Consider the following 19,825-nt stretch of genomic DNA (forward strand, 5'->3'; position numbering starts at 1 on the left):
ATCGCTCGCTCATGACACGACCCGACACACCGGCCGGCCCGTCCGGCACTCCCGCGAGCTCCGAGGATACCGGCGCTCACACGCCCGCCCGCCCCCGCGGCAAACCCCAGCACGGCGCTTCCGGCGGCGGCAGGGACTACAAGGATGCCAAGAACCGGGGAGCCAAGGGTGGCTACAGAAAAGGCAGCGGCAAGCCGGCCTCGCAGGGCGCCGCCCATGATGGAGAGGGGCGCCGCCCCTTCGCCAAGGCCCGCCCCCGCCCCTCGCGCGATGGAGATGCCGCCGAAGGCCCGGTGCTTCTTTATGGCCTGCATACGATCGAGGCGGCCTTCCGCAACTCAGACCGCCGCCGCCACCGGCTGCTGGCGACTGAGAATGCCCAGCGCCGGCTGAGCGAGCGCGGAATCACCTTCGACGTTCCTGTGGAAACAGTGAACCCGCGGCAGCTCGACCATCTCGTGGGGCGCGACGCGGTGCATCAGGGCGCCGTGCTGGAAGCGGATCCCCTGCCCGCCTTCGGCCCGCGCGATCTCGCCAAGGCGCGGCTGGTGCTGGCTCTCGACCAGGTCACCGACCCGCATAATGTCGGCGCCATCCTGCGCTCCGCCGTGGCGCTTGCCGCCGATGCGGTGGTCACGACCGAGCGGCACGCCCCGGAAGAAGGCTCCGTCCTGGCGAAGTCGGCCTCCGGCGCGCTCGACATGGTCCGGCACGTGCGCGTGAAGAACATGGCGCGCTTCGTCACGGAAATGCGCGAAGCCGGGTTCCAGGCCATCGCCCTCGACAGCGAGGGGACCGCGCGTCTGGAGGAAACCGAGATGGGCGGCAAGGTGCTGCTGGTGCTCGGCTCCGAAGGAAAAGGCGTGCGCCAGGGCGTGCGCGAGGCATGCAACACGCTCGCCCGGCTCGACATGCCCGGCGCCATCGCCTCGCTCAACGTCTCGAACGCGGCGGTTCTGTCGCTCTATGTCACGCGCGTGAAGATGGGGCTCTGAGCCCCATCCTTGCATCTCCTTGAGACTGAAGGCGCGCCCCTCTCCCGAAATACCCTTTGATAGCCAGCCGCTTAATTCTTGACTCAATAACTCAAGTTAAATATTGCCGACCTTGGGCGCTTGATCGCCCAAGCCAGCTTTTGCGCGAGCCACCCTCTCTTCACTTCCACTCAAGACAATAATTGAGGGCCCCATCGTGCAAAATGCCAGGAAGCGCGCCGCGATCAGCGGTGTCGCAACGATCGTGCTTGTCCTGCCGGCAGCATCCTTTGCCCAGTCGCAGGCACCCGCCGTCTCCCCCGCCGTATTGGCCGACGACCAGGCACAGGAAACCTCCGATCCCCGCGCGACCGGCACTCCCGCCGACAATAAGGAGAAGGACGGCGAGCCGGAGAAAGCCACGCCTCTCAGCCGGATCATCGTCCCCTTCTACGAGCTGCTGAGCCCGCGCAGTCGCGCGGATGTCGGCACGACAACGCTCGACCAGGAAGGATTCACCGTACGCACCGATGGCAGCGGCGATGCCAACTCCGCCCTGCGCGGCCTGCCGAACGTGCAATACCAGAACGAAACCGACACGGACGCGGGCATCGACGGCCAGAAGATTCTCGACACTCGGCCCGAGCTCCTCTCCATCTCGGGCGGGCGCACCTACGAAAACAACTTCATTGTCAACGGCATCCCGACCAACACGGTCACCGGCTCGGTCGAGCGCTATGGCAACTCGGAGCTGGCCAGCGACACCAATACGCCCAATGCCGACCGCTTCTACGGCCTGCATCCCCAGACGATCTTCGTGCCGTCCGATTTTGTGGACAGCGTGACCGTCGTCGACAGCAATGCCTCAGCGCGCTATGGCAACTTCCAGGGCGGCGTCGTTTCCTACGAATTGAAAAAGCCCAACACGGAACGCTGGACAGGCACGGCAAGCGTTAAGGTCGAAAGCGACAAGTTCGTCAGCTACAACATCGCGACGACCGACGGCACCAACCCGCTCGAGCGCAAACCACCGGAGTTCACCAAGATCAAGTCATCGCTTTCGCTGAGCGGGCCAATCAACGAAATTTTCTCGATGATTGCGCAGTACAGCAGGACCGATGCAACCACCAAGAAGCAAAAAGACTACATCTATTACTCCGGAGACATCCGGGAAGATTCCCTGAATAATTTCTTCAGGCTCCAGTTCGACGCCAAAACGGACTACGGACTGTTCTCACTGGAGGGAATGGTCACCGACTATACGCAAGGGTACGAAAGCCCGAACTGGCGCGACATGCGTGTCGACGTCTCCACCCGGACCTATGCCGGCAAGCTCGAGCATTCCTACACGTTCGACACTGTCGAAACGCCGCTCGGCCGGATTCTCGGCCTGACGCTCGACACCAAGGCCGTCGTCTCCCACTCCTCGACGCGTAACCAGACGAACAGCGACACCGCCCGCGTTTACCAGATCAGGCAAGGCACCAGAACCGCCAGCCAATGGACGTCGAGCGATCCGGATATCCTTTCCTGGTGCCGGCTCGACCCGACGACGACAACGAATGTCATCTGCTACGAAGGCGGATATGGCGCGAACAAGGTCCAGGAACAGACGCAATATCTCTTCGGCCAGAACGTTACGGGGTCCATCTGGGCCGGGACGTTCGAGGCCGGCTTCGACCTGACCCACACGAACGCGCGCCGCACGCGGGAAAGCGACTTTACCTACTACACCAGGGTCAACACGCTCTGGGATGCCCGCTCCCTCGGGCTCAGCCAGTTCAATTGCCTGGGCAGCGAGGCCTGCGGCCCCGATCAGTATGCGATTTTCAAATCGATCTGGGCGGCGTTCGACAACACGACAACCCTCAACTCGGCGGATGCCTGGCTGCAACTCGAGCAGACCTTCGGCTGGCTGACGGTACGGCCGGGCGTGCGGCTCCAGGTCGACGACTACCAGAAGAACGTCAATATCGCGCCGCGCATCGCAGCGACGCTCACGCCCACCGAGCGGATCGAGCTCTCCGCCGGTTTCAACCGCTATTACAACGGCGCAAGCCTTGCCTATGCCATCCGCGACAATCAGCCCCGCGGGCAGAGCTACGTGCGCAGCCATGACGGCAGCGGCAATGTCACCGACGACTGGACGATGCGCACGCCCACCGGAGTCTATGGCAACAGGGCGTCGGACCTGCGAACCCCCCTTCACGGACGAATGGGTGGCCGGCCTCAAGGTCATCGACCCGCTCACCGACGGTGCGTTCCGCCTTCGCTATGTGAACCGCGCGATGAAGGACCAGTATGCTGCGGCGGATCTCGGCGGCAATGTCAGGGAACTGACCAATTCCGGCACCGGGGCCTACGAATCCGCCACCGCAGAATATGCCAAGACCTGGAACGTGGAGCGGTTCCGCTTCCTCGATCACCTGACGCTGACTGCCTCCTTCACCTGGTCCGCCCAGGAGCTGTCGCCCGACAGCTACTTCTATGACGAAGACGACCTCCTCGACCGGATCCTCTACAATGGTCAGTCCTATTCGGTCGCGGGCTTCTCCGTGGTGACCGGAAACATGGACATCCCCATGCGCGCCCAGCTCGCGATGATGACGAGCTGGTACGAGGGCCGGTTCAACCTGGGCTTCGCCGCCAACTACAACTTCCCCTTCACCGGCGTCGAAGACACGGGACGCACGCAGGTGTTCGAGGGCGTTCGCCACGACGTCTGGGAGGACAAGGATTTCGACGGGACACTCACCGTCGACCTGCACTCCAACCTTGTCCTTCTGCGCGACGGGCACAGAAGCGTCAGCCTGACCCTGGTCGCCAACAATCTCTTCAACGAAATCGGCAACGCGTCGGCCAACAACAGCAACCCCTTCATCAAGGGGCGGAGCTTCTGGCTCGGCCTCACCACCACGTTCTGAAGAAGAGCCATGCCCTTCTTCCGTTTCTTCATGGGTCTGTGGGGCCTGTGCCTTGCCGTTGTCCTGCTCATGCCGGCGCTGCTGATACAGGAGCGCTGGCAGAGAGCCGGCGACGACCGGCTCGCCTCGACCTTTCCTTCCCGGCCGGATGAAGGAGACTTCGAGGCCTTGCGCCGGGCCTATGCGCGTCCGCCATCGGAATGGCCACGTGCGCTCGTCGAACCGGAGGTCGCCTTCGTCGAGCTCGGGCCGCTCGAGCGGCGACCGAACCCGCAAGGCACCGAGCTGGCGAAGGCACGCCTCGGGCTCAGACTGTTCGAGGATCCGCTGCTCTCGGCATCCGGGCACTTCTCCTGCCAATCCTGCCACAACCGGCAGCTCGGCTGGGGCGACGGGCTAAGGGTGTCGGTCGGGCACGGACGACAGGAGGGGCGGCGCAATGCCCCTTCGCTCTTCGGGGTCGCCTATCGCGATGCATTCTTCTGGGACGGACGGGCGACAACGCTCGAGCAGCAGGCCGCCGGCCCCCTGCTGAGCCCCGTCGAGATGGCCAATGACAGTCTCGAGGACGTGGTGGAGCGCCTGCGCGCAAGGCCGGACTATGTCCGCGCCTTCGGACAGGTCTACGGCGAAACGACCATCACGTTTTCGCAGGTTGCCGACGCCTTGGCCGCCTTCCAGCGCACGCTGGAACGCGGAACGCGATTCGACCGCTTCGCCGCAGGACTGCCTGTCCGCTTCTCCGACGAGGAGATTTGGGGCCTCAACCTCTTCCGCGGCAAGGCGGGCTGCGCCAATTGCCATTTCGGCCCGCTGCTGACCGACCAGAAGATGCACAATCTGGGGCTCACCTTCTTTCGTCGCCGGCTGCAGGATCTCGGCCGCTATGAGGAGACCGGCGATCCGCAGGACATCGGCCTGTTCCGCACGCCGCCCTTGCGCCATGTGCGGCTGACAGCACCCTACATGCACAACGGGATCATGCCCCGCCTCGCCAACGTCATCGCCTTCTATATTCAGGGCGGTGGCCGCATCCGGCCGCGCAACGAGGCGGAAGCAGCCGACCCGCTCTGGCCTCACGCAGCGCGCACCTCGCCGCTGCTCAAGCGCCTCGATCTGGAGCAGGCGGAGATCGAGGCGCTGATCGCGTTTCTCGAGAGCTTGTGAACAGGCAGAGCCGCAGCGTGCCCGGCACGTTCGTTTTTGAGGAAAGCACCCTTCGAAACGGATGCGCGCCTGCGAAAGGTGTGCTAAAGGCCGCTCCGATGCCGGTATAGCTCAGCTGGTAGAGCACCTGATTTGTAATCAGGGGGTCACGGGTTCGAATCCTGTTGCCGGCACCACCATTTCCCCTTTGAACGGCAATCCCTTGCAAGGAAACGCGAGGGAGAACGCAAGCGGAACATGAGACCTTTTGAGACCTACACTAGGTCTCACGTGAGACTTATGTTCCGCCGCTGTTCGCATCGAGCCCTCATTGCGGGGGCTTCGAAAGCAGGGTGACCAGCGTGTCGAGGCGCCGCGTCGTCTCCTTTCCCTGCTCCTTCACATCGCTCCGCAGCTCGCCCACGGACTTGTCCAGCCGCTGAATGTGGCCGTCGAGATCCGAGCGGTGAACCATGTCTTCCCGGACGCGATTGATTCGGTCGTGCAGCTTCTCGTCACCGTCCTGGATCATCCGGGCCAGCTGCCGGTCGCGGGCGATGATGCCGCCGATCATCGTGACGAGGGCGATGACCGCACCCGCAAGCCAAGACACATCGCCTGTCGTCACGTCGCGCACCTCCGGCGATAGTTGGCGTCGTTGTTCCGCACGCGCTCGGCGCCCGGCCGGTCGGCGCGGATCAGCGCGACGAAGCCGGCCGGCGACAGGTCATTGGCCGTGAAGCCCCCGCAGCTGCTCACAGGCGCCGCCGTCTGGCAGCTCGCCACCGCCGCGCACGTAATCGCGGCACAGCTCATAATCCGAAAGCTTGCGAATGCGCGCATCGTCCCTGTTCCTTTCCCGCAGCGCGGAGAGTTCTTCCCGCAGTTCCTCCGCCACCCGCTCCTCGTAGCCCCCTTGCCGGACGTCCCGCAGGGTCCACAGCAGCGCGCCGACCCCGAGCAGGGCAGCGAGCGCCGCGACCACGTACGGCGAGCCCAGCAGGCTCCCAGCGAGTTTTGCCAGCATCGCCGCTACCTCCTTCGCACCAGGCGCCACACCCCGAAGCCGAGGCCGGCCATCGCCAGCAGCACCAGCAGCGAGCCGAGCCAGTACGGCCAGGCCTCGCTTGCGACAGGTGCCGGCTCGGCATCGACAGCCGGGGCAGCAGGCTTCGGCCGCGGCGCGGCAACGCCCGGCAGGCTCACCGGGCCGTCGAGACCATCGAGGCAGATCCGCATTTCCTCGGCGCGGCGATTGACCAGACCCTTGACCACGCGGCCGCCGGCGCGGTTCCAGCGCGGCAGCTGCCGGCAGGCGGCTTCCAGGTCGCCCGCATTCGCGAGGCGAACCAGCGTCGACCCGCAAAAGGCCTTGGCGCCGATGTTGTAGGCGAGGCTGTTGAAAGCGATGTACGGCCCGTCGGGGATCGTGTCCGGTGCCTTGAGGCACTTGCGGATCTCCTGCTCGAATTCGACGATGCCGTCGCCCAGCATCTCCGCACATTCCTCGGCGGTGTACAGGTCGCCCATTCGCACGCCGCGCGTCTCGCCGTAGCAAACCGTCGGCACGCCGACGATGTCTCGATAGGCGGTGAGGCGAAGCCCTTCGAACGGCCCGACGACGCCGACGGCCGTCAGGCCGAGCGCGGTGAGCACCCCGGCAACCTTAAACCGCGTCTTCATCGGATAGCTCCTTCTGAACGAGCAAGCGGGCAATGAACGCGCCGGCCGAGGCGAGGCCGGCCAGGATGCCGAGCAGCCCCGGCGGCAGCACGCCGCCCATCCAGGGCAGCGCCACCTCCAGCACAGTGAGGACGAGGGCGATCACGATCAGCCGCACGCTCCAGGCATGCCGCAGGATCTTTCGCCAGTGGGGAAGCAGGCGCATCGGTCAACCGCCCTCAATGAGGTAGTCCCAGATGATCGTCCCCACGCGGTTGCAGACCTGAATGTACGGGTCTGCACCGTTGAGCGAGAGGGTCACCTTGTTGTCGGTCGCGGTTCCCGGATCGAGCACGCCGGTACCGATGATGAACAGGCTGGCCACCTGGCTTTCGATCTTCAGTGCGCCCGTGCCGGTGTTGACATTCTGGTTGAAATGAACCGTGCAGGCGGCGTCGATGTTCTGGCACGAGGACAGGCTCAGCTTGCCGCCCTTCTGCTTGTTGCCGTTGTGGGTAAAGCCGGGTGGCAGCGGGATCCGGATAACCGTGTCCTTCTCCTGCACCTTTCGCTCGTCGCTGCTGGAAAAGGCGATACCGGTCACGCCGCCCTGGCCATAAGCCGCCGTCGATCGCCGGGTGTAGTAGGCCGGCGGTCCGCCCGAAAACCGGATCTTGCGGAGGCTCCCGTCATGGGTGAACACGGGGAAGGTCTTGTCAGACTGCTCGACAGTGGACGTCATGTATCCGTTGCCGAAGTCGGGCACCGCCCAGGCGTTGCAGTTGAACGCATGGAAGATCTTCTGGTTCTCGATCAGGGCTCCGCGATAGCCGAGCACCTGGAGACCGGAAATCAGACCCTCGCAGAGGATCTTGCTTTCCCCGGCAGCCTGGCTTTCGAACCCCGCCTGGACGATCTGCCCGCCGATGAGATTGAGATACAGGCTGACTTGCGCCACTTCGTCGTTGTACGGACGGGGGCTCGGCCCCTTCGGGAACATGGCGCGGCCGTGGTTCTTGAGCGGCCCCGAGGTGACCAGGTGCACGCCCTGGAACAGGCCGCCGCACCCGGCATGGCCTTGCAGGCAGACGTTGTGGAGGAGCACGTCGTTGACGTCGCCGTTCCCGTTCAGGTCGTCGTAAATCGCCCAGCCCGGCCCGAAATAGACCGTCTCGTTGGTCACGCTCCTGTTGGCAGGCGCGGACAGCGTGCAGGTCGTGTCGTTGAGCACTTCGGAGATCTTCGCGATTAGCGGCCGCGTCGTGCCGCCGGCGCCGGTCCTGGCCGTCGGCACGAACACCGTCATGCCTTCCAGGTCTTCGGTCAGCACCGCATCTTCCAGGATCAGCGTCGTCGTGCTGGTGCCGATGTCGATCGAGCCCCGGACGCCGTCGAGCCATCCGTAGGCGCCATCATAGGTCTCGGGCAGCGGCTCGCTGACGGTCACTTCCGTCGGACTGTTCCGCGTCTGGATGAGATAGCGGCCGGCAAGGGCGGTGGTCTCTACCAGGGTGATGATTTTGCCCTCGTCCTCCACATCGAAACAGTCGTCCGACGCGGTGATCGTGTTGCCGTCCTTCAGCCCGGAGAAGGTCACGCCCGCAGGCACCTTCTTGCGACCGATGAACGTCCCGCCGCCCCACATTTCGAGGTTGCTGAAGGTGGAGTTCCAGGCGCCGGTGTACTCCCACAGGCCGTTCGTGTAGTCGCCGATGATCTGCAACCGGTTGAGATAGCCGTAGTCGGCCATCCGGCATTCGATGGCGCGCGGCGCACGGCCGGGCAGGTCCACGTTGAGCCGGATCATCAGGTTTTCCAGCCAGGGCCCGCCGGTCCGCTCGCCGTTCGGGCCGGAACCCTTGAACAGCGCCTTACCGGCCCCGCGGAAATAGGCGAAGATGCTCGTCGGGAACGGCCCCATGCCGAACAACCCGACACGCTTGCTCGGGTTGCCGGTGTAGGTGTCCAGCTCGTCGTCGACATAGTAGTGCCCGCCGGCGCTCATGCCGGCGATGTTGCCGTTCGGGAAGGTCTTGCAGTAGTTCAGCGCGGCCTGGATCGCCGCGTGATTGCGGCTTGCATTGGCGATGGCCGCTTCGACGTCGGTTCCGTCGCTCGCGATCGCATCCCAAAATTCCACCCAGAGAAAGCCCGTGTAGAGCCGCACGACGCCGCCGGGCAGTCCATCGGAGTGGCGAATGACGACGCCGCCGTCATGCGGCAGGATGAGATCCGCGATCCACATAAAGCGGCCGCCGCGCTTCGGATTGTCCTTCTGGGAAACGCTGATCGTCTCGCCGTCGCCCAGCGTGCCGCGCTTGATGAACCGCAGCTCGTCGACCGTGTTGAACCGCTTTTCCAGCGCCGGATATTCGGGCGTCGTGTCGATAGCCTGGGCAACGGTCGGGTTGCCGTCGGCGTCGAAGGCCATCAACTTCGCCTTGCGATCCGCCAGCGCTGGCAGCTCGCCGATGGTCTCGCCCTCGGGCGTCAGCATCGCCCGCAGCAGCTTGGCCTGTGCGTCGTCGCTGTCGCGCTCCTGCTCCTGCTGGATGATCCGGTTGCGGTCCAGCTCGTCGTCCAGCGTGCTGCTCTTGAACACACCGGCCTGCACCACCGACGAGGTGCGGGCGAGCACCGCCTCGCCGCGAATGCGGATCTTGTCGCCCACCGCCGCGCCGGTCGTCAGCGTCACGGCACCGCCCAACGGATTGCCGGCCCCGGTCAGGGTGTAGTCGGCCGCCTCCTCCAGCAGCTCGTAAGGCCCGCCGGCGGCAAGCCGATGGTAGACCTTGACGTCGGCGGTCTGCTGAAACGGGAAATCGGCCGCAAAGACCGTCTGGCCGGCTGTCGCCGTGTAGTTGCGCTCGCGCGTGTCGACCGGGATCGGAAAGGCTTGGCTCATCGGGCACCCCTTGGCAGGTAACCCGAGCTTCGCCGCCCGGCGGTCCGGTCAACCGGCGGGCGGCACTTCCGGACGCGGCGGCTTCGGCCGCTTCACACCGTCCAGCTCCAGGCCTTCGCTTTCCACGTCGATCACCAGGTCGATGAGATCGGCTTGCGTGCCGTCCTGCAGCAGGCGCTGGCGAAGTTCCGGCCAGGAGCGCCCGACCGCCTCCGCCCTCCACACCTTCTTGTCGGCAAAGAGCGAACTGAGCGTCGTCAACAGCGCGGGGTCGATGGTCTCGAGCTCGCGATAGAAGCCCTGCTCGTCGATCGGCCGGCGTTGCGCCCAGCCCGGTTCGCCGACGGTCACCAGGGCGTTGCGGGCAATGGCCATGGCCAGGGTGCCAAGCACGTCGTCGGCCGCGGTTCGACCGGCTGCGGAGACCTGCAAGGGGTTGCCGTCGGCATCGAGCAGCTTTCCGGCCGCCATCTCCCGGCGCATCGTGCCGATGGCCTGCACCGCGTTGCGGGCACGCACCAGCGGATGCAGCCGCTTCACGTCGGCCTTGTGGGTGGACAGGGCGATGTAGACCTTGGCCTGCTCGTTCTGCCGGGCGTAGTAATCGGCCCGCTCGGCCGCGCCCAGCTGGCGATAGCTCTGCGCCTTGCCCTCCAGCACGCCTGTGCGCGACCCCATCAACTCCCAGAACTGCGTTGTCGACTGAGCCCCCTTGCTCGCATCCTTGATGAAGCGGCGCAGGATCGGCGCATCATCCCAGCCCGTGGCCGGCGCGTCGGGCTGCGCCATGTCGTACAGTGCCAGCGCCGACCGTCCCCAGCTGGCCAGGTGGTTCATGATCAGATGGTCGATGACGGCCGGCGACATGTCGAAGGCCTTGCCCAGCTGCCGCGACAGCGCCGAGTTCCGCGCCGTGTATTGCAGGAAGGGTTCCATGCCGCGCAGATGCTCGGGCACGATGTCGGCGCCCGTGAACAGGTTGGTGTTCGTCCGCAGCTCGAAATAGCTCTTGATGCCGGGGTTGCCCTCCAGCAGCGACGGCGGCGCCAGCGAGAAATGCAGGTTGTCGAGCCAGCGGCCAAGCGCCGTCGGGTCCTTCTCCACCATGGCGTCGAAGGCCGCCTCCGCCAGGTTGAACACCACGCCGAACTCGAAGGGCTTCGGGATCGCCAGCCACTTCTCGCCGGCCTTGATCGTCCAGTGCGTCGACTTCGTGTAGTCGGAGATCTCGTCGTGATCCTCATGGTTCCGCATGAGGGCATAGAGCGAGATCGTCGCCGTGGCGGCAGCAGCGACACGCGCCCACGACTTCACCGCCTCGCCCATCGCCGCGTCGTCGCCGGCGCGCTTGGCATGGCCGAGCGCCCTGCGCGCCAGCGGCGCGATCATGTGGCGGGCCGTCTTGTCGGTGCCCTGCAGGGCGGCATTCAGGAACGGGATTACCCGCGCCAGCGCTGCCATGCCGGAGCCGCGCCGGTCGAAATCCATGTAGTCCCGCGCCCGCCAGCTCGCTTCGAGGGCAGCTTCCATGTCGGACAGGCCTCGCGCCCTCGCCTCCTCGTGGAACGTTCGAAACAGTCCGAGGCGCGATGCCGTCTCGGCAATCTCGACGGTCTCCAGCACACCGCGAAACGATGTCAGCCGCTGCGCGACCCAGCCCTTGCGGGCAAGGCGGGAAATATCCCGCTGCGCTCGCACGCGCGACAAGCTGGCCGTCTCCTGTCCGCCCGTGATGCCGCCGACGCGGGCATAGCGCTTGGCCACCTGCGAGCCCATGATGTCGTCGGTGGCACCGCGAAGCGAAGCGCCGACGCGGCGGAGCGGCCTGCCGTAGTAGATCCAGGCCATCGTCTGGTCGCGGATGAAGTTCGCCCCGATGAAATCGAAGCTGGTGGTGATGCCGAGGCGCAGAACGCGCGCCGGCATCGCCACCAGTTCCACCCAGAAATTGCGCTCCTGCTGCGACATGGAGGTGAGCGCCCGGTACATGTCGCGCCCGAACGCGCCGTCGGCGAGCCGCAGCGCCCGCAGGTCCCCGCCGTCGCGAAAGAACACGATGGGCTCGCCCTTCTCGCTGATCATCGCCGGCCGGAAGATCGCTGCCTTCTCGTCGCCGATCGCGCCCTCGATGGCGTCCCGCAGCGTGACGATGTCGGGGCCTGACAGACCGGCATTGCGGGCGGCACTTTCCACCGCCTCGATCGGGTCCACCATCGTGGCGGTGAGCTGGGTTACGGGGATTTCCTCGGCAATGCGCGAGCCGCCCAGACCTGCCGTCTTCGCCAGCCGGTCCAGCGCCTTGACGACGTCGTTCCGGGCGATCGTCATCGCGGTCTCGTAGGCGTCGGCCGCCAGGCTCTCCAACGGGTTGATCACGTCGCGCTTGGAGCCCTGGAACCGCCGGGCCACGCCGAACTTGAGATCTTTGGTGCGGCGCGGCTTGCCGGCCGGCATCTTTTCGTCCGTCGCACTGGTGAAGTCGCGCAGGCCCGGCACGTAATCGGCGATCTGCAGGCCTTCCTCGTAGACCCGTGTCGTGATCAGCCCAGCGTCCAGCTTCTTTTTCCAGAGCGCCAGGTTCCACTGGTAGACCTTTTCGGCCGCGCTCGCGAAGGTGGGGTTGGCCGCGGCGAGTTCCGCCACGTTGGTCTGGTGATCGCCGAGCGTCAGCTTGTCCGGCGCCCGCGGGATCTTGCCCTCCAGAAAGCGCTTCCACTCGCCGAGCGCGCGCCGCGACCAGAGGTAGGAGCCGAACTCCAGCACCTTGTCATCGTCCCAGCCGGAAAGCGCATTGGGCTTTCCCGTCGCCTCGACGATGGCATCGCGCAACGACGGGGTTTCCGGGTTGAGCCCGCGATACGGGGCAACCCCGTACATGATGTCCATATGACCGGCGGAGAACGCGCCGCGGCTCATGCGGGCGAGCTTGTAGGCATCGCTCCCCACGTTGATGATCAGATCCTTCCCCGTGTTCGCCTTGTGCAGGTCCGTCAGATAGGACACCGCCCGCGACAGCGGGTTCAGCTCGTCGAGGAAGAACGAGTAGAGCCGGCCGAGCACATCGGAGATCGTGCCCCCGACGCCCTGTTCCCGCAGCGCCTTGCGCGCCTCGTCCAGCCGGCCTTTCTGGCGGGCGGAAACGATGGTCGAGGACACCGCCACGGTGGAGGGCGCGCGGATGAAGGCGTCGTAAGCCTCCGTCGCCGCGTCGATGGCCGCCTTGATCTTCGGCTCGGCGCTCAGCAGCTTTTCGAATTCCGGCCCGAGCCCCGCAAAATTCTCCATGGCGTACGCGCGGTTGGTGATCCACAGGCGGAAGAACTCGGCAAAGCCTTCGTAGTCGCGCTTGAGCTTCTGGTCGTAGTCGAGCAGGCGCAGCGCCGCCGAGTTCTTCTTGATCCATTGTTTGACGAGCGGGATCTTGGCGTCGACATGGTGCCCGTACTCGTGCGTCAGCGTGTCGAAATCGTCGAGCGAGCGCACCCGCACCGCGCCGGAGCGGGTGTAGAACAGACCGAGCGCCTTCGCGTTCGACATGCGCCCCTGCCGCGTCGCTCCGACGCCCAGCTGCCGTGCCAGTTCCTCGGCCGTCTCGCGCACCCGCGCCACCGGCCCGGCCGACGGGTCGGCACCGGGGCCGGTGCCGCCTTCCGCGCGTTTGCGGTTGCCCTTGCGAACCAGCAAGGAGGCCCGCGTCGGCTCCACGCCGAGGAATTCCTGCCCGGCCGTGCGAGCCTGAGGCGTGTCACTCGCCTTGCCCGTGCGCCCCTCGCTGAGCGCCTGTCGACGGCCGGTCGACGGTGCGGGCTCCTCGCCCAGCCGGGCCATGGCCGCCTGTTCGGACAGGGTCTCACCGAGCGGGCGGCGCACGCTGTCGAGGTCTGCAAGGAAGGTAAGGCGATCCTCGGCAATCGGCCGGGCGCCTGTGAACTGCGCGCGCAGGTCCTCGATGCTGGCGGACAGCTCCGCGACCCGGGCGTTCCGTTCCCTGACGGAATAGCCGCGCTTCGCCTCGGTGGCGGGGTCCACGCGCCCGGCGAAGGTTCCGTCGGGCAAAACGTCGTCAAGCACGAACGAACCGTCCGGCGCCTTGGTGGTCGTCTTCTTGAGCGACTTCAGCTGCTCGATCTCGCGGGAAGCCCGCTCGATGTCCTGCGCGATCAGCGACCGCGCCCGGGTCTCGACGGACCCGGTTTCGAGCACCTGCCGCGCCACATCGTCCGGCATGGCGTTGAGATCGTAGTTGTAGCCTGCCGCAATCTCGTCGATGCCGGCTGCCGGCGCCGCGTCTGGCCGCGCTGGCGGCAGATCGGGAGCAGATGGAGGCGCATCAGGGGCAGCCGGCGGCGCATCGGGAGCGGCCGGCGGCGCATCGGGCGCATCGGTAGCGGTCGGCCGGGCATCGGGGGTCTGTTCGCCGGGCGCCTCGGCCGACGGTCGCTCCGCGCTTGCCGCCGGCCCGTCGAACTGGTCGAACGCGTTGGCCGCCTCCGCATCCGCAGCCGCACGCGCGGCCCGGCGGTCGCGTGTCACCTCGATGCCGCGCGCCACCGCACCGCCAGCGCCGCCGATCACACCGCCGAGCGCCGTTCCGGCCAGCAGCTGGACGGGGTCGAACTCGTCGCGGAAGCCGGCGCCCTGCTCGATCCCCTGGATGGCCGTGTCCGTCACCGCGTTGACGGCGGCACCGTCGACGGCACCGGCGAAGATCCGCGCCCACAGTCCCGTGAGACCGGTCTTGCCGGTGGCGACGACGCGCGCACCGAGACCTATCGGCATGAAGTTCTCGACGCTGGCCGCGGTGCCTGCCACCTGTCCGCCGAGCGCCGCCGCGCCTTCCATAAACCCTGACCATTCGGGGAACGCGGAAAGCTGCTCGTCGAAGCGGCGACGATCGGAGGCGCGGGCGTCGGAACTGGCATCGCGCACGGCGCCGGCCACCGTGTTGAGACGGTAGCCCGCCTCGAAGTTCACCCGGAACCGCTCGGCAAGGCCGGGAGGCGGCGCCTCCCGCAGGAAATCGTCTTCCTCGCCGTCGAACTGCTCGAAAATGTTACTCATCGGGGATGAAGCCCTCGCCTGTGTCGTCGACGAATTCCACACCACCCTCGACGCGGCGCCGATACGGGTCCTCGCGGCGCTGGCTGAGGACACGCTCGGCGGCGCCGGTGCCGTATTTGCGGTCGAACTGTTCGGCAAGCTCCGGCTGGTTCAGCAGAAGCTGCACAGCCTTCTGCGGCGGCAGCGCCAACGCCTCGGCCTTGCCGGTGCCGGCGCGCTCGGCGGCCGCGGTTTCAGACAGCACCGCGCCTTGCCTCTGATCCGCCGGCCGAGGAGCCTCGCCGCGGCTCATCCGCGAAAACAGGCTGGCGCCATAGGTGGCCATGCGCTTGTCGAGGCCTTGCACCTCCAGCACCTGGCGCAGCACGGCGTCGGCGTGCCGGCCATAGACGCCCTGCACCTGGCCGACGAGATCCTGCATTGCCGTTGCCTGTGCCTTCGGATCGCCCGCGCGGATCACGGCCGTTGCCAGATTGCCGGCCTCCGCCAGCGTCAGCGGCTGCCTTGCGAGTTCCGGCATCTGCAGCGCCTCTTGCGCAGCCAGCCGCGCATCCACCACGGCCAGCAGGCTTTCCGGGTTGTCGGGGGTGGCCTCGGCCGACAGTCGCGCAACCGCCGGAAACGCCTGCTCCACGGCAAGCGCCGGGTCGCGCTCGCGCAGCTTCAGGACCTCGCGAGCCCGCTTCTCGGCGGCAGCTTGTACCGCCTCCGCATCGACGAAACCGGGCGCGCCGGGTGCCGGCTCCAACGCCGCAAGGCGCCGTTCGATGTCCTCGGCCGGCAGTCCCTCAATGCCGGAGACTGCATCGAACACCCGCCCGGCCAGCTCGCGCTTGGCGGTCCACGCCGCGTGCTCCTCGGGCGTCAGCGCCGCCGCGATCGTATCGGGATCGGTGCCGGCGGCGGCGAAGTCCACAGGCTTGCCCGTCGCCTCGATCGACGACACGTCGTCCGCCAGCAAGCGCCGGATGCGCGCCTTTTCGATGCGCGCCGCCCCGTCCTTCGCATTGGCCTCGGCGCGAGCGTCCCGATACAGCGTCTGCGACAGCGACTTCACCGTGGCGAAGGGCAGCTTCGCGAGCGGCCCCTCGCCGGTCTGCCAGTCTTCCAGCAGCGACAGGGCGAACTGCTCCTTCTCGCCCGGGGTCGCCAGATTGTCGAACACGCCCTGTACACGCGCGGACGCGGCCACCCGCGCCATCTTCGCCTTGCGCTCGGCCCCTTGGGCGGGCGTCAGCGTCCCCGCCTCCACCGCCGCGTCGACAGCGCGCGAAGACCGCTCCAGCTGGTCGGCAAGGATGCTGTCGCCTTCCGGATTGGCGCCGAGCGCGTAGGCCTGCCGCTCCAGGTCCAGCCCCCGGGCGGCCAGACCGTCGGAAACCGCCGCCTGCTCCTCCGCCTTGAGCCGCTGTTCGTGCTTGGCGGCGACGTTCATCGCATAGGCGCGCGAGCGCCCGGCAAAGGAGCGCTCGAACGCCTCCCGCAACTCCGGATCGGCGAACGAAGCATCCTTGAGATAGTGGTCGCGGATCTCGCCGAGGCGTTGCGCGAACGCGGCAGGGTTCTCACCGGTCTCCTGGAACGCATTGGCGAGATCGGTGGAGAGCCCCTCCTCGACCCGCCAGGCGTAGGCGCGACGGGCGGCTGCGTCGAAAGCCTCGCCGGCAATGGTGCCGTCGCGGCGCAGCTGCAGCGGCTGGTCGGACAGCTGCGGCAGGGTGGAGCGCGCCGTCACCGCCCCGCCGCCATTGGCGCGGGACAGCCACTTGCCGGCGAAGTCCCGCGCGAGCATCGTTTCGGTTCCGCCGTTCAGCATCACCTTGTCCCGGCCGAGCACATCCACCGCCCGCGCATTCGGGTTGGCCAGCAGCTTCGCCGCACCGCCCGCCCCCTGCTGGTGGGCAAGATACAGCTCGGCCGCGCTCGGCTCGCGCCCCAGCTCCTTGCGCAGATGCGCCGCGTTGTCGCGCGCAAGGCGGGCCGCCGCGTCCGAGGCCTGCGCCGGGTCGTATCGGTCGGCCAGTCCGTATTGCGCCGCCGTGCCGTCGACGAACTGGAACAGGCCGCCGGCCGAGCTGCGCGGGTTCTTCGCGCCCGGCTGGAACGAGCTCTCGATCTCGGCGATCTTCAGCATCGCCGCCGGGTCGACGCCGTATTTCTGCGCTGCCGCGACGATCGTGTCGCGGATCGCGGCCGGCGCGTTGACCTGGGCACGGCTCGGCGGCCCCCGCCGCTCCTCGGAAATGGTTTCCGCCGCGCGGGCCTGCAGATAGCCAGCGGCCGTACGGTCGGCGTACGAAAGTCCTTCCGCAGCCTGCTCGCGGGCTTTCGCCTGGTCGGCCAGCGTCTTCAGCCGCGAGGACAGCGAGCCTGCCACGCTGGCCAGCGCCCTCGCGCCGCTGCCGGTGTCGACGGCAAAATCAGGCACGCCGCCGATCTGCGCACGGCCGTTGAACTCGCCATAGCGGCCCGGATCGCGGGGACTGCGGTTCGCCATATTACCCCCTCGCCGCCAGGTCGATGCCGAACTGAGCCCCGGTGCCGAACGCGCCGACGAGGCCGCCGAACCGCTCGCCCCGCGCCCGGGTGCGCAACCCGTTGGCGCGCAGGCGGTACAAAGCGGACTGCATGTCGGAGTTTTCGCGGCTGATCGACAGCTCGCTGGCCGCGCGCCGCTTGGCCGTCTGGTTCGCCTGCTGGCCTATGCCGGCCGTGATGTCGATGCCGGCCGCCGCCGTCGCCACCTGGTTTTCGCCGAGGATGCGCAGCAGCTCCTGCTTCATGCGGGTTTCCGCCTGGGCGCCCTGCACCTTCTCCTGCCCCGCCTGCAGGTCGGCCTGCAGCGCCGCGCTTTCCGATGCCCGCGCGGCGGCGGCCGCCCCGCCCAGCTGGCCGAGAATGCCGGCCGCCGTGCCGACGCCCTGCAACACCGAAAGGGCGGTGGAGCCGAACCCGCTCGCCGCGCCCGTCGCCGCACCAGCCGTCGCCGCGGCGGTGCCGCTGGCGCCCAGCCCGAGCGCGCTTCCCACCTGTGCGATTGCGGCCACAGCCAGTTCCATGACGTCTCTCCCTGATAGGGTCAGCCTACAGCGCGTATTCCAGCGTCACCGACCGGACGGTCAGGCGGCCCGGTCGCAGCTGCGAGATCGTCAGCTTCGGTTCCATGGAAAAGCCGGTGAGACCGCGCACGGTGATCGTGTCGGTGATGCCCTGCTCCAGCTCCGGAACGTCGGCCGCGAGGCCGAACCGTCGCAGCGACACCTCGCGCAACGGGCCGTCGTTTGCGGCCACGGCAAGGCTCGTGCTGTCGACGATGGAAATATGCGCCGAGTGCAGGCGCGCGCGGCGCTTGAGCACCACGTTCGGGCCGACGTCGCGCGGCGGCGGCAGCGTGCGCACCAGTGGCGCGGTCCAGGTTCCGGCATAGCCGCCGGAGACCTCGAACGGCAGCGTTACGGTGCCCGAGACCGGCGTGAAGGGACCGAGCACATGACCGTCGGCGACGATCCATGTTTCCCGGCCGTTGAACCGCGACAGGCCCGTGACCGTGGCCGAGGCCGGCTCCAGCGCAAAGGCCGTCGCCTCGTCGAGCAGGAGATCGTCTTCCAGCCGCTCCAGCCGGCGCCCGTCCGGGCGGTCGGTGAGGTACATCAGCTCGTTGCGGCCGTTGACAGCGGTCGCGATGAACTCCGCCGCGCCCGAGGTCAGCCGGCCGAAAGCCATGATGTCCTGTTCGCGCAGGACGGTGGCCACCCGGGCGCGCCCGTCGTCCTGCACCATCGACTGGATGTTGCCGGACGTCGATTGCACCGCCCGCCGCACCGCCATGTCGCGCACGTTGTCGACCAGGTGCGGCGCCAGCAGGCTCACGTCGCGCGACACGAAGTTGCCTTCCACATCGGTAAAGCGGGCCTCGCCGATCACGCTTCCGGTGGCGGAGACGTAGTTGAGCGCGCCCTCGTTCTTCACCACCGGCGCGCCCGGCCGCACGCCGCGCTCGCCGAAAGCCACATGGTTCGGCGGCTCCGATTGGGACAGCGCCCGCTCGGCGATCCAGTATTCCGCCTTGTTGGTGAAGATGGTCAGGTTGCGGCTGTCGGTAATCCGCTCGATGGCCTCGCCGCCGTCGGTGTCCATCGGCACCAGCGCGGGGCCGGCCGCGCCGACGAACCGCACGTCGAACGAGAAGTAATCCGCCTGGCGCGAGAACATCCAGGCATTCGGCAGGCCCTTGAACCCGCCGACGATCAGGCGCTGATTGTAGAACGTGCCGCAGCGCGGCCAGCCGCGATCGGCGGAGATCACGTCTTCTCCCGGCGACACGCCGACTGTCGTCTTGCTGGCAAGGATGGCGGCATCCGCCTTGTTGATCACCGCACCGGACAGGGCCCAGCCGTCGCCCTCGTTGCCCGCGCCGGTGAACTCCACGTCGATCTTGGTGCCCGTCGCGCCGCCGCTGGCCGAGGTGACGGTGATGCCGGCCGAGACATTGGGCAGGTCCTCGATGGCGGCCGCGATCAACCCGGCCAGCGCCGTCATGTCGTTGTCGTATGTGATCGAGGCGGTTTCCTGCTGACTGACGGTCAGGTTGAAGATGGAGGTGCCCGGCGTCAGGCCGACGAACTCCAGCCGCCAGACCGCCGGCACGCCGTTCGTGTAGTCGCCGCCCCCGATCGGGCCGCCATAGTCGTAGGACGGCACGCCGACATAGGGCAGGTTGTCGACGCTCCAGCTCGTCGGGCCGGCATGCTTGATGCGCTTGGACTGCAGGTCCGGGTGAAACAGCAGCATGGTGTCGAGCCGCTGCGCGTCCGTCACCGCCGGCAGCATGCCGGCCGTCAGGCCGCTGATCGTGAAATCCGCCAGCTTAGCGGTTGCCGACCAGGCCGCGGCCTCGCCCGGGCGCAGCACGATGTCGTAGACGCTGCCGTCCGATGCCATGAACGGGAACAACCGCGCCGCGTCGGCCGCCACACCGCCGACATCGCGCAGACCGCCGCGCCAGCGAAACCCGCCCTGCGGGATCGAGACCACATTTTCCATGTGGTCGGCGCCGGTGGTGAAATACTTGAGGTTCGTCCGCTCGTGCAGGAGCTTGTCGAGCTCGCCGGCGGTGAAGGCGCTTTGCAGGCGGCCAGGACGGGCGACCATGG

At 67.3% G+C, this 19,825-nt stretch carries 13 protein-coding genes and 1 tRNA gene; 5 read left to right on the top strand and 9 right to left on the bottom strand.

The features are described 5' to 3' along the window. Window positions 1-11 precede the first annotated feature (11 nt). From BBX35_RS04645 to BBX35_RS04665, 5 genes are all read left to right on the top strand, one after another. Window positions 12-995 (top strand): TrmH family RNA methyltransferase, encoded by a 984-nt coding sequence (locus BBX35_RS04645; protein ID WP_083206021.1) that lies wholly within the window; start codon window positions 12-14, stop codon window positions 993-995. Between the two features lie 196 nt (window positions 996-1,191). Further along, window positions 1,192-3,465, top strand: coding sequence for a TonB-dependent receptor (locus tag BBX35_RS04650; RefSeq protein ID WP_067216553.1), 2,274 nt, complete (start codon window positions 1,192-1,194; stop codon window positions 3,463-3,465). Next, window positions 3,374-3,898: a hypothetical protein gene (locus BBX35_RS04655; RefSeq protein WP_067216556.1), complete on the top strand. Its 525-nt coding sequence runs from the start codon at window positions 3,374-3,376 to the stop codon at window positions 3,896-3,898. The genes BBX35_RS04650 and BBX35_RS04655 overlap by 92 nt, the downstream gene beginning before the upstream one ends. Before the next feature lie 9 nt (window positions 3,899-3,907). Further along, window positions 3,908-5,065 carry a cytochrome-c peroxidase gene (locus tag BBX35_RS04660; RefSeq protein ID WP_083206023.1) on the top strand — a complete coding sequence of 386 codons (1,158 nt, stop codon included), beginning with the start codon at window positions 3,908-3,910 and terminating at the stop codon, window positions 5,063-5,065. 100 nt (window positions 5,066-5,165) lie between these two features. Further along, window positions 5,166-5,241 (top strand) — tRNA-Thr (locus tag BBX35_RS04665). A gap of 131 nt (window positions 5,242-5,372) precedes the next feature. Here the strand turns inward: BBX35_RS04665 and BBX35_RS04670 are convergent. The 9 genes from BBX35_RS04670 to BBX35_RS04710 all read right to left on the bottom strand — a co-directional run bounded on the left by BBX35_RS04670 (window position 5,373) and on the right by BBX35_RS04710 (window position 19,823). Continuing rightward, the gene (locus tag BBX35_RS04670; protein ID WP_141687809.1) at window positions 5,373-5,672 is read right to left on the bottom strand and encodes a hypothetical protein; all 300 of its coding nucleotides are present in this window, start codon (window positions 5,670-5,672) and stop codon (window positions 5,373-5,375) included. Window positions 5,673-5,771: 99 nt separating this feature from the next. Then, on the bottom strand, window positions 5,772-6,071 hold the full coding sequence (locus BBX35_RS04675; protein ID WP_067216560.1) for a hypothetical protein: 300 nt from the start codon (window positions 6,069-6,071) through the stop codon (window positions 5,772-5,774). 5 nt (window positions 6,072-6,076) lie between these two features. Then, complete coding sequence (locus BBX35_RS04680; protein WP_067216563.1) at window positions 6,077-6,727, bottom strand: lysozyme; 651 nt, start codon at window positions 6,725-6,727, stop codon at window positions 6,077-6,079. Next, entirely contained in the window at window positions 6,711-6,932 is a 222-nt protein-coding gene (locus BBX35_RS04685; RefSeq protein ID WP_067216566.1) for a DUF7940 domain-containing protein, read from the bottom strand. The genes BBX35_RS04680 and BBX35_RS04685 overlap by 17 nt, the downstream gene beginning before the upstream one ends. Window positions 6,933-6,935: 3 nt before the next feature. Next, window positions 6,936-9,611, bottom strand: coding sequence for a hypothetical protein (locus tag BBX35_RS04690; protein WP_067216569.1), 2,676 nt, complete (start codon window positions 9,609-9,611; stop codon window positions 6,936-6,938). 48 nt (window positions 9,612-9,659) lie between these two features. Beyond that, window positions 9,660-14,672: an LPD38 domain-containing protein gene (locus BBX35_RS23560; RefSeq protein ID WP_067216572.1), complete on the bottom strand. Its 5,013-nt coding sequence runs from the start codon at window positions 14,670-14,672 to the stop codon at window positions 9,660-9,662. After that, complete coding sequence (locus BBX35_RS23180) at window positions 14,665-17,169, bottom strand: transglycosylase SLT domain-containing protein (protein WP_067216575.1); 2,505 nt, start codon at window positions 17,167-17,169, stop codon at window positions 14,665-14,667. The genes BBX35_RS23560 and BBX35_RS23180 overlap by 8 nt, the downstream gene beginning before the upstream one ends. 1 nt (window position 17,170) lies before the next feature. Beyond that, a complete protein-coding gene (locus BBX35_RS04705; protein WP_067216577.1) occupies window positions 17,171-17,731 on the bottom strand; it encodes a hypothetical protein in 561 nt (186 codons plus the stop codon). Between the two features lie 25 nt (window positions 17,732-17,756). Then, window positions 17,757-19,823, bottom strand: coding sequence for a phage tail protein (locus BBX35_RS04710; RefSeq protein ID WP_067216579.1), 2,067 nt, complete (start codon window positions 19,821-19,823; stop codon window positions 17,757-17,759). Window positions 19,824-19,825: the final 2 nt, after the last annotated feature.

Source organism: Stappia indica (assembly GCF_001696535.1).
GTDB lineage: Bacteria > Pseudomonadota > Alphaproteobacteria > Rhizobiales > Stappiaceae > Stappia > Stappia indica.

Coding starts and splice junctions, on each gene's coding strand:
- BBX35_RS04660 (WP_083206023.1), top strand. CDS start 3,908: ATGCCCTTCTTCCGTTTCTTCATGGGTCTGTGGGGCCTGTGCCTTGCC.
- BBX35_RS23560 (WP_067216572.1), bottom strand. CDS start 14,672: ATGAGTAACATTTTCGAGCAGTTCGACGGCGAGGAAGACGATTTCCTG.
- BBX35_RS04685 (WP_067216566.1), bottom strand. CDS start 6,932: ATGCGCCTGCTTCCCCACTGGCGAAAGATCCTGCGGCATGCCTGGAGC.
- BBX35_RS04645 (WP_083206021.1), top strand. CDS start 12: ATGACACGACCCGACACACCGGCCGGCCCGTCCGGCACTCCCGCGAGC.
- BBX35_RS04680 (WP_067216563.1), bottom strand. CDS start 6,727: ATGAAGACGCGGTTTAAGGTTGCCGGGGTGCTCACCGCGCTCGGCCTG.
- BBX35_RS04705 (WP_067216577.1), bottom strand. CDS start 17,731: ATGGAACTGGCTGTGGCCGCAATCGCACAGGTGGGAAGCGCGCTCGGG.
- BBX35_RS23180 (WP_067216575.1), bottom strand. CDS start 17,169: ATGGCGAACCGCAGTCCCCGCGATCCGGGCCGCTATGGCGAGTTCAAC.
- BBX35_RS04675 (WP_067216560.1), bottom strand. CDS start 6,071: ATGCTGGCAAAACTCGCTGGGAGCCTGCTGGGCTCGCCGTACGTGGTC.
- BBX35_RS04690 (WP_067216569.1), bottom strand. CDS start 9,611: ATGAGCCAAGCCTTTCCGATCCCGGTCGACACGCGCGAGCGCAACTAC.
- BBX35_RS04710 (WP_067216579.1), bottom strand. CDS start 19,823: ATGGTCGCCCGTCCTGGCCGCCTGCAAAGCGCCTTCACCGCCGGCGAG.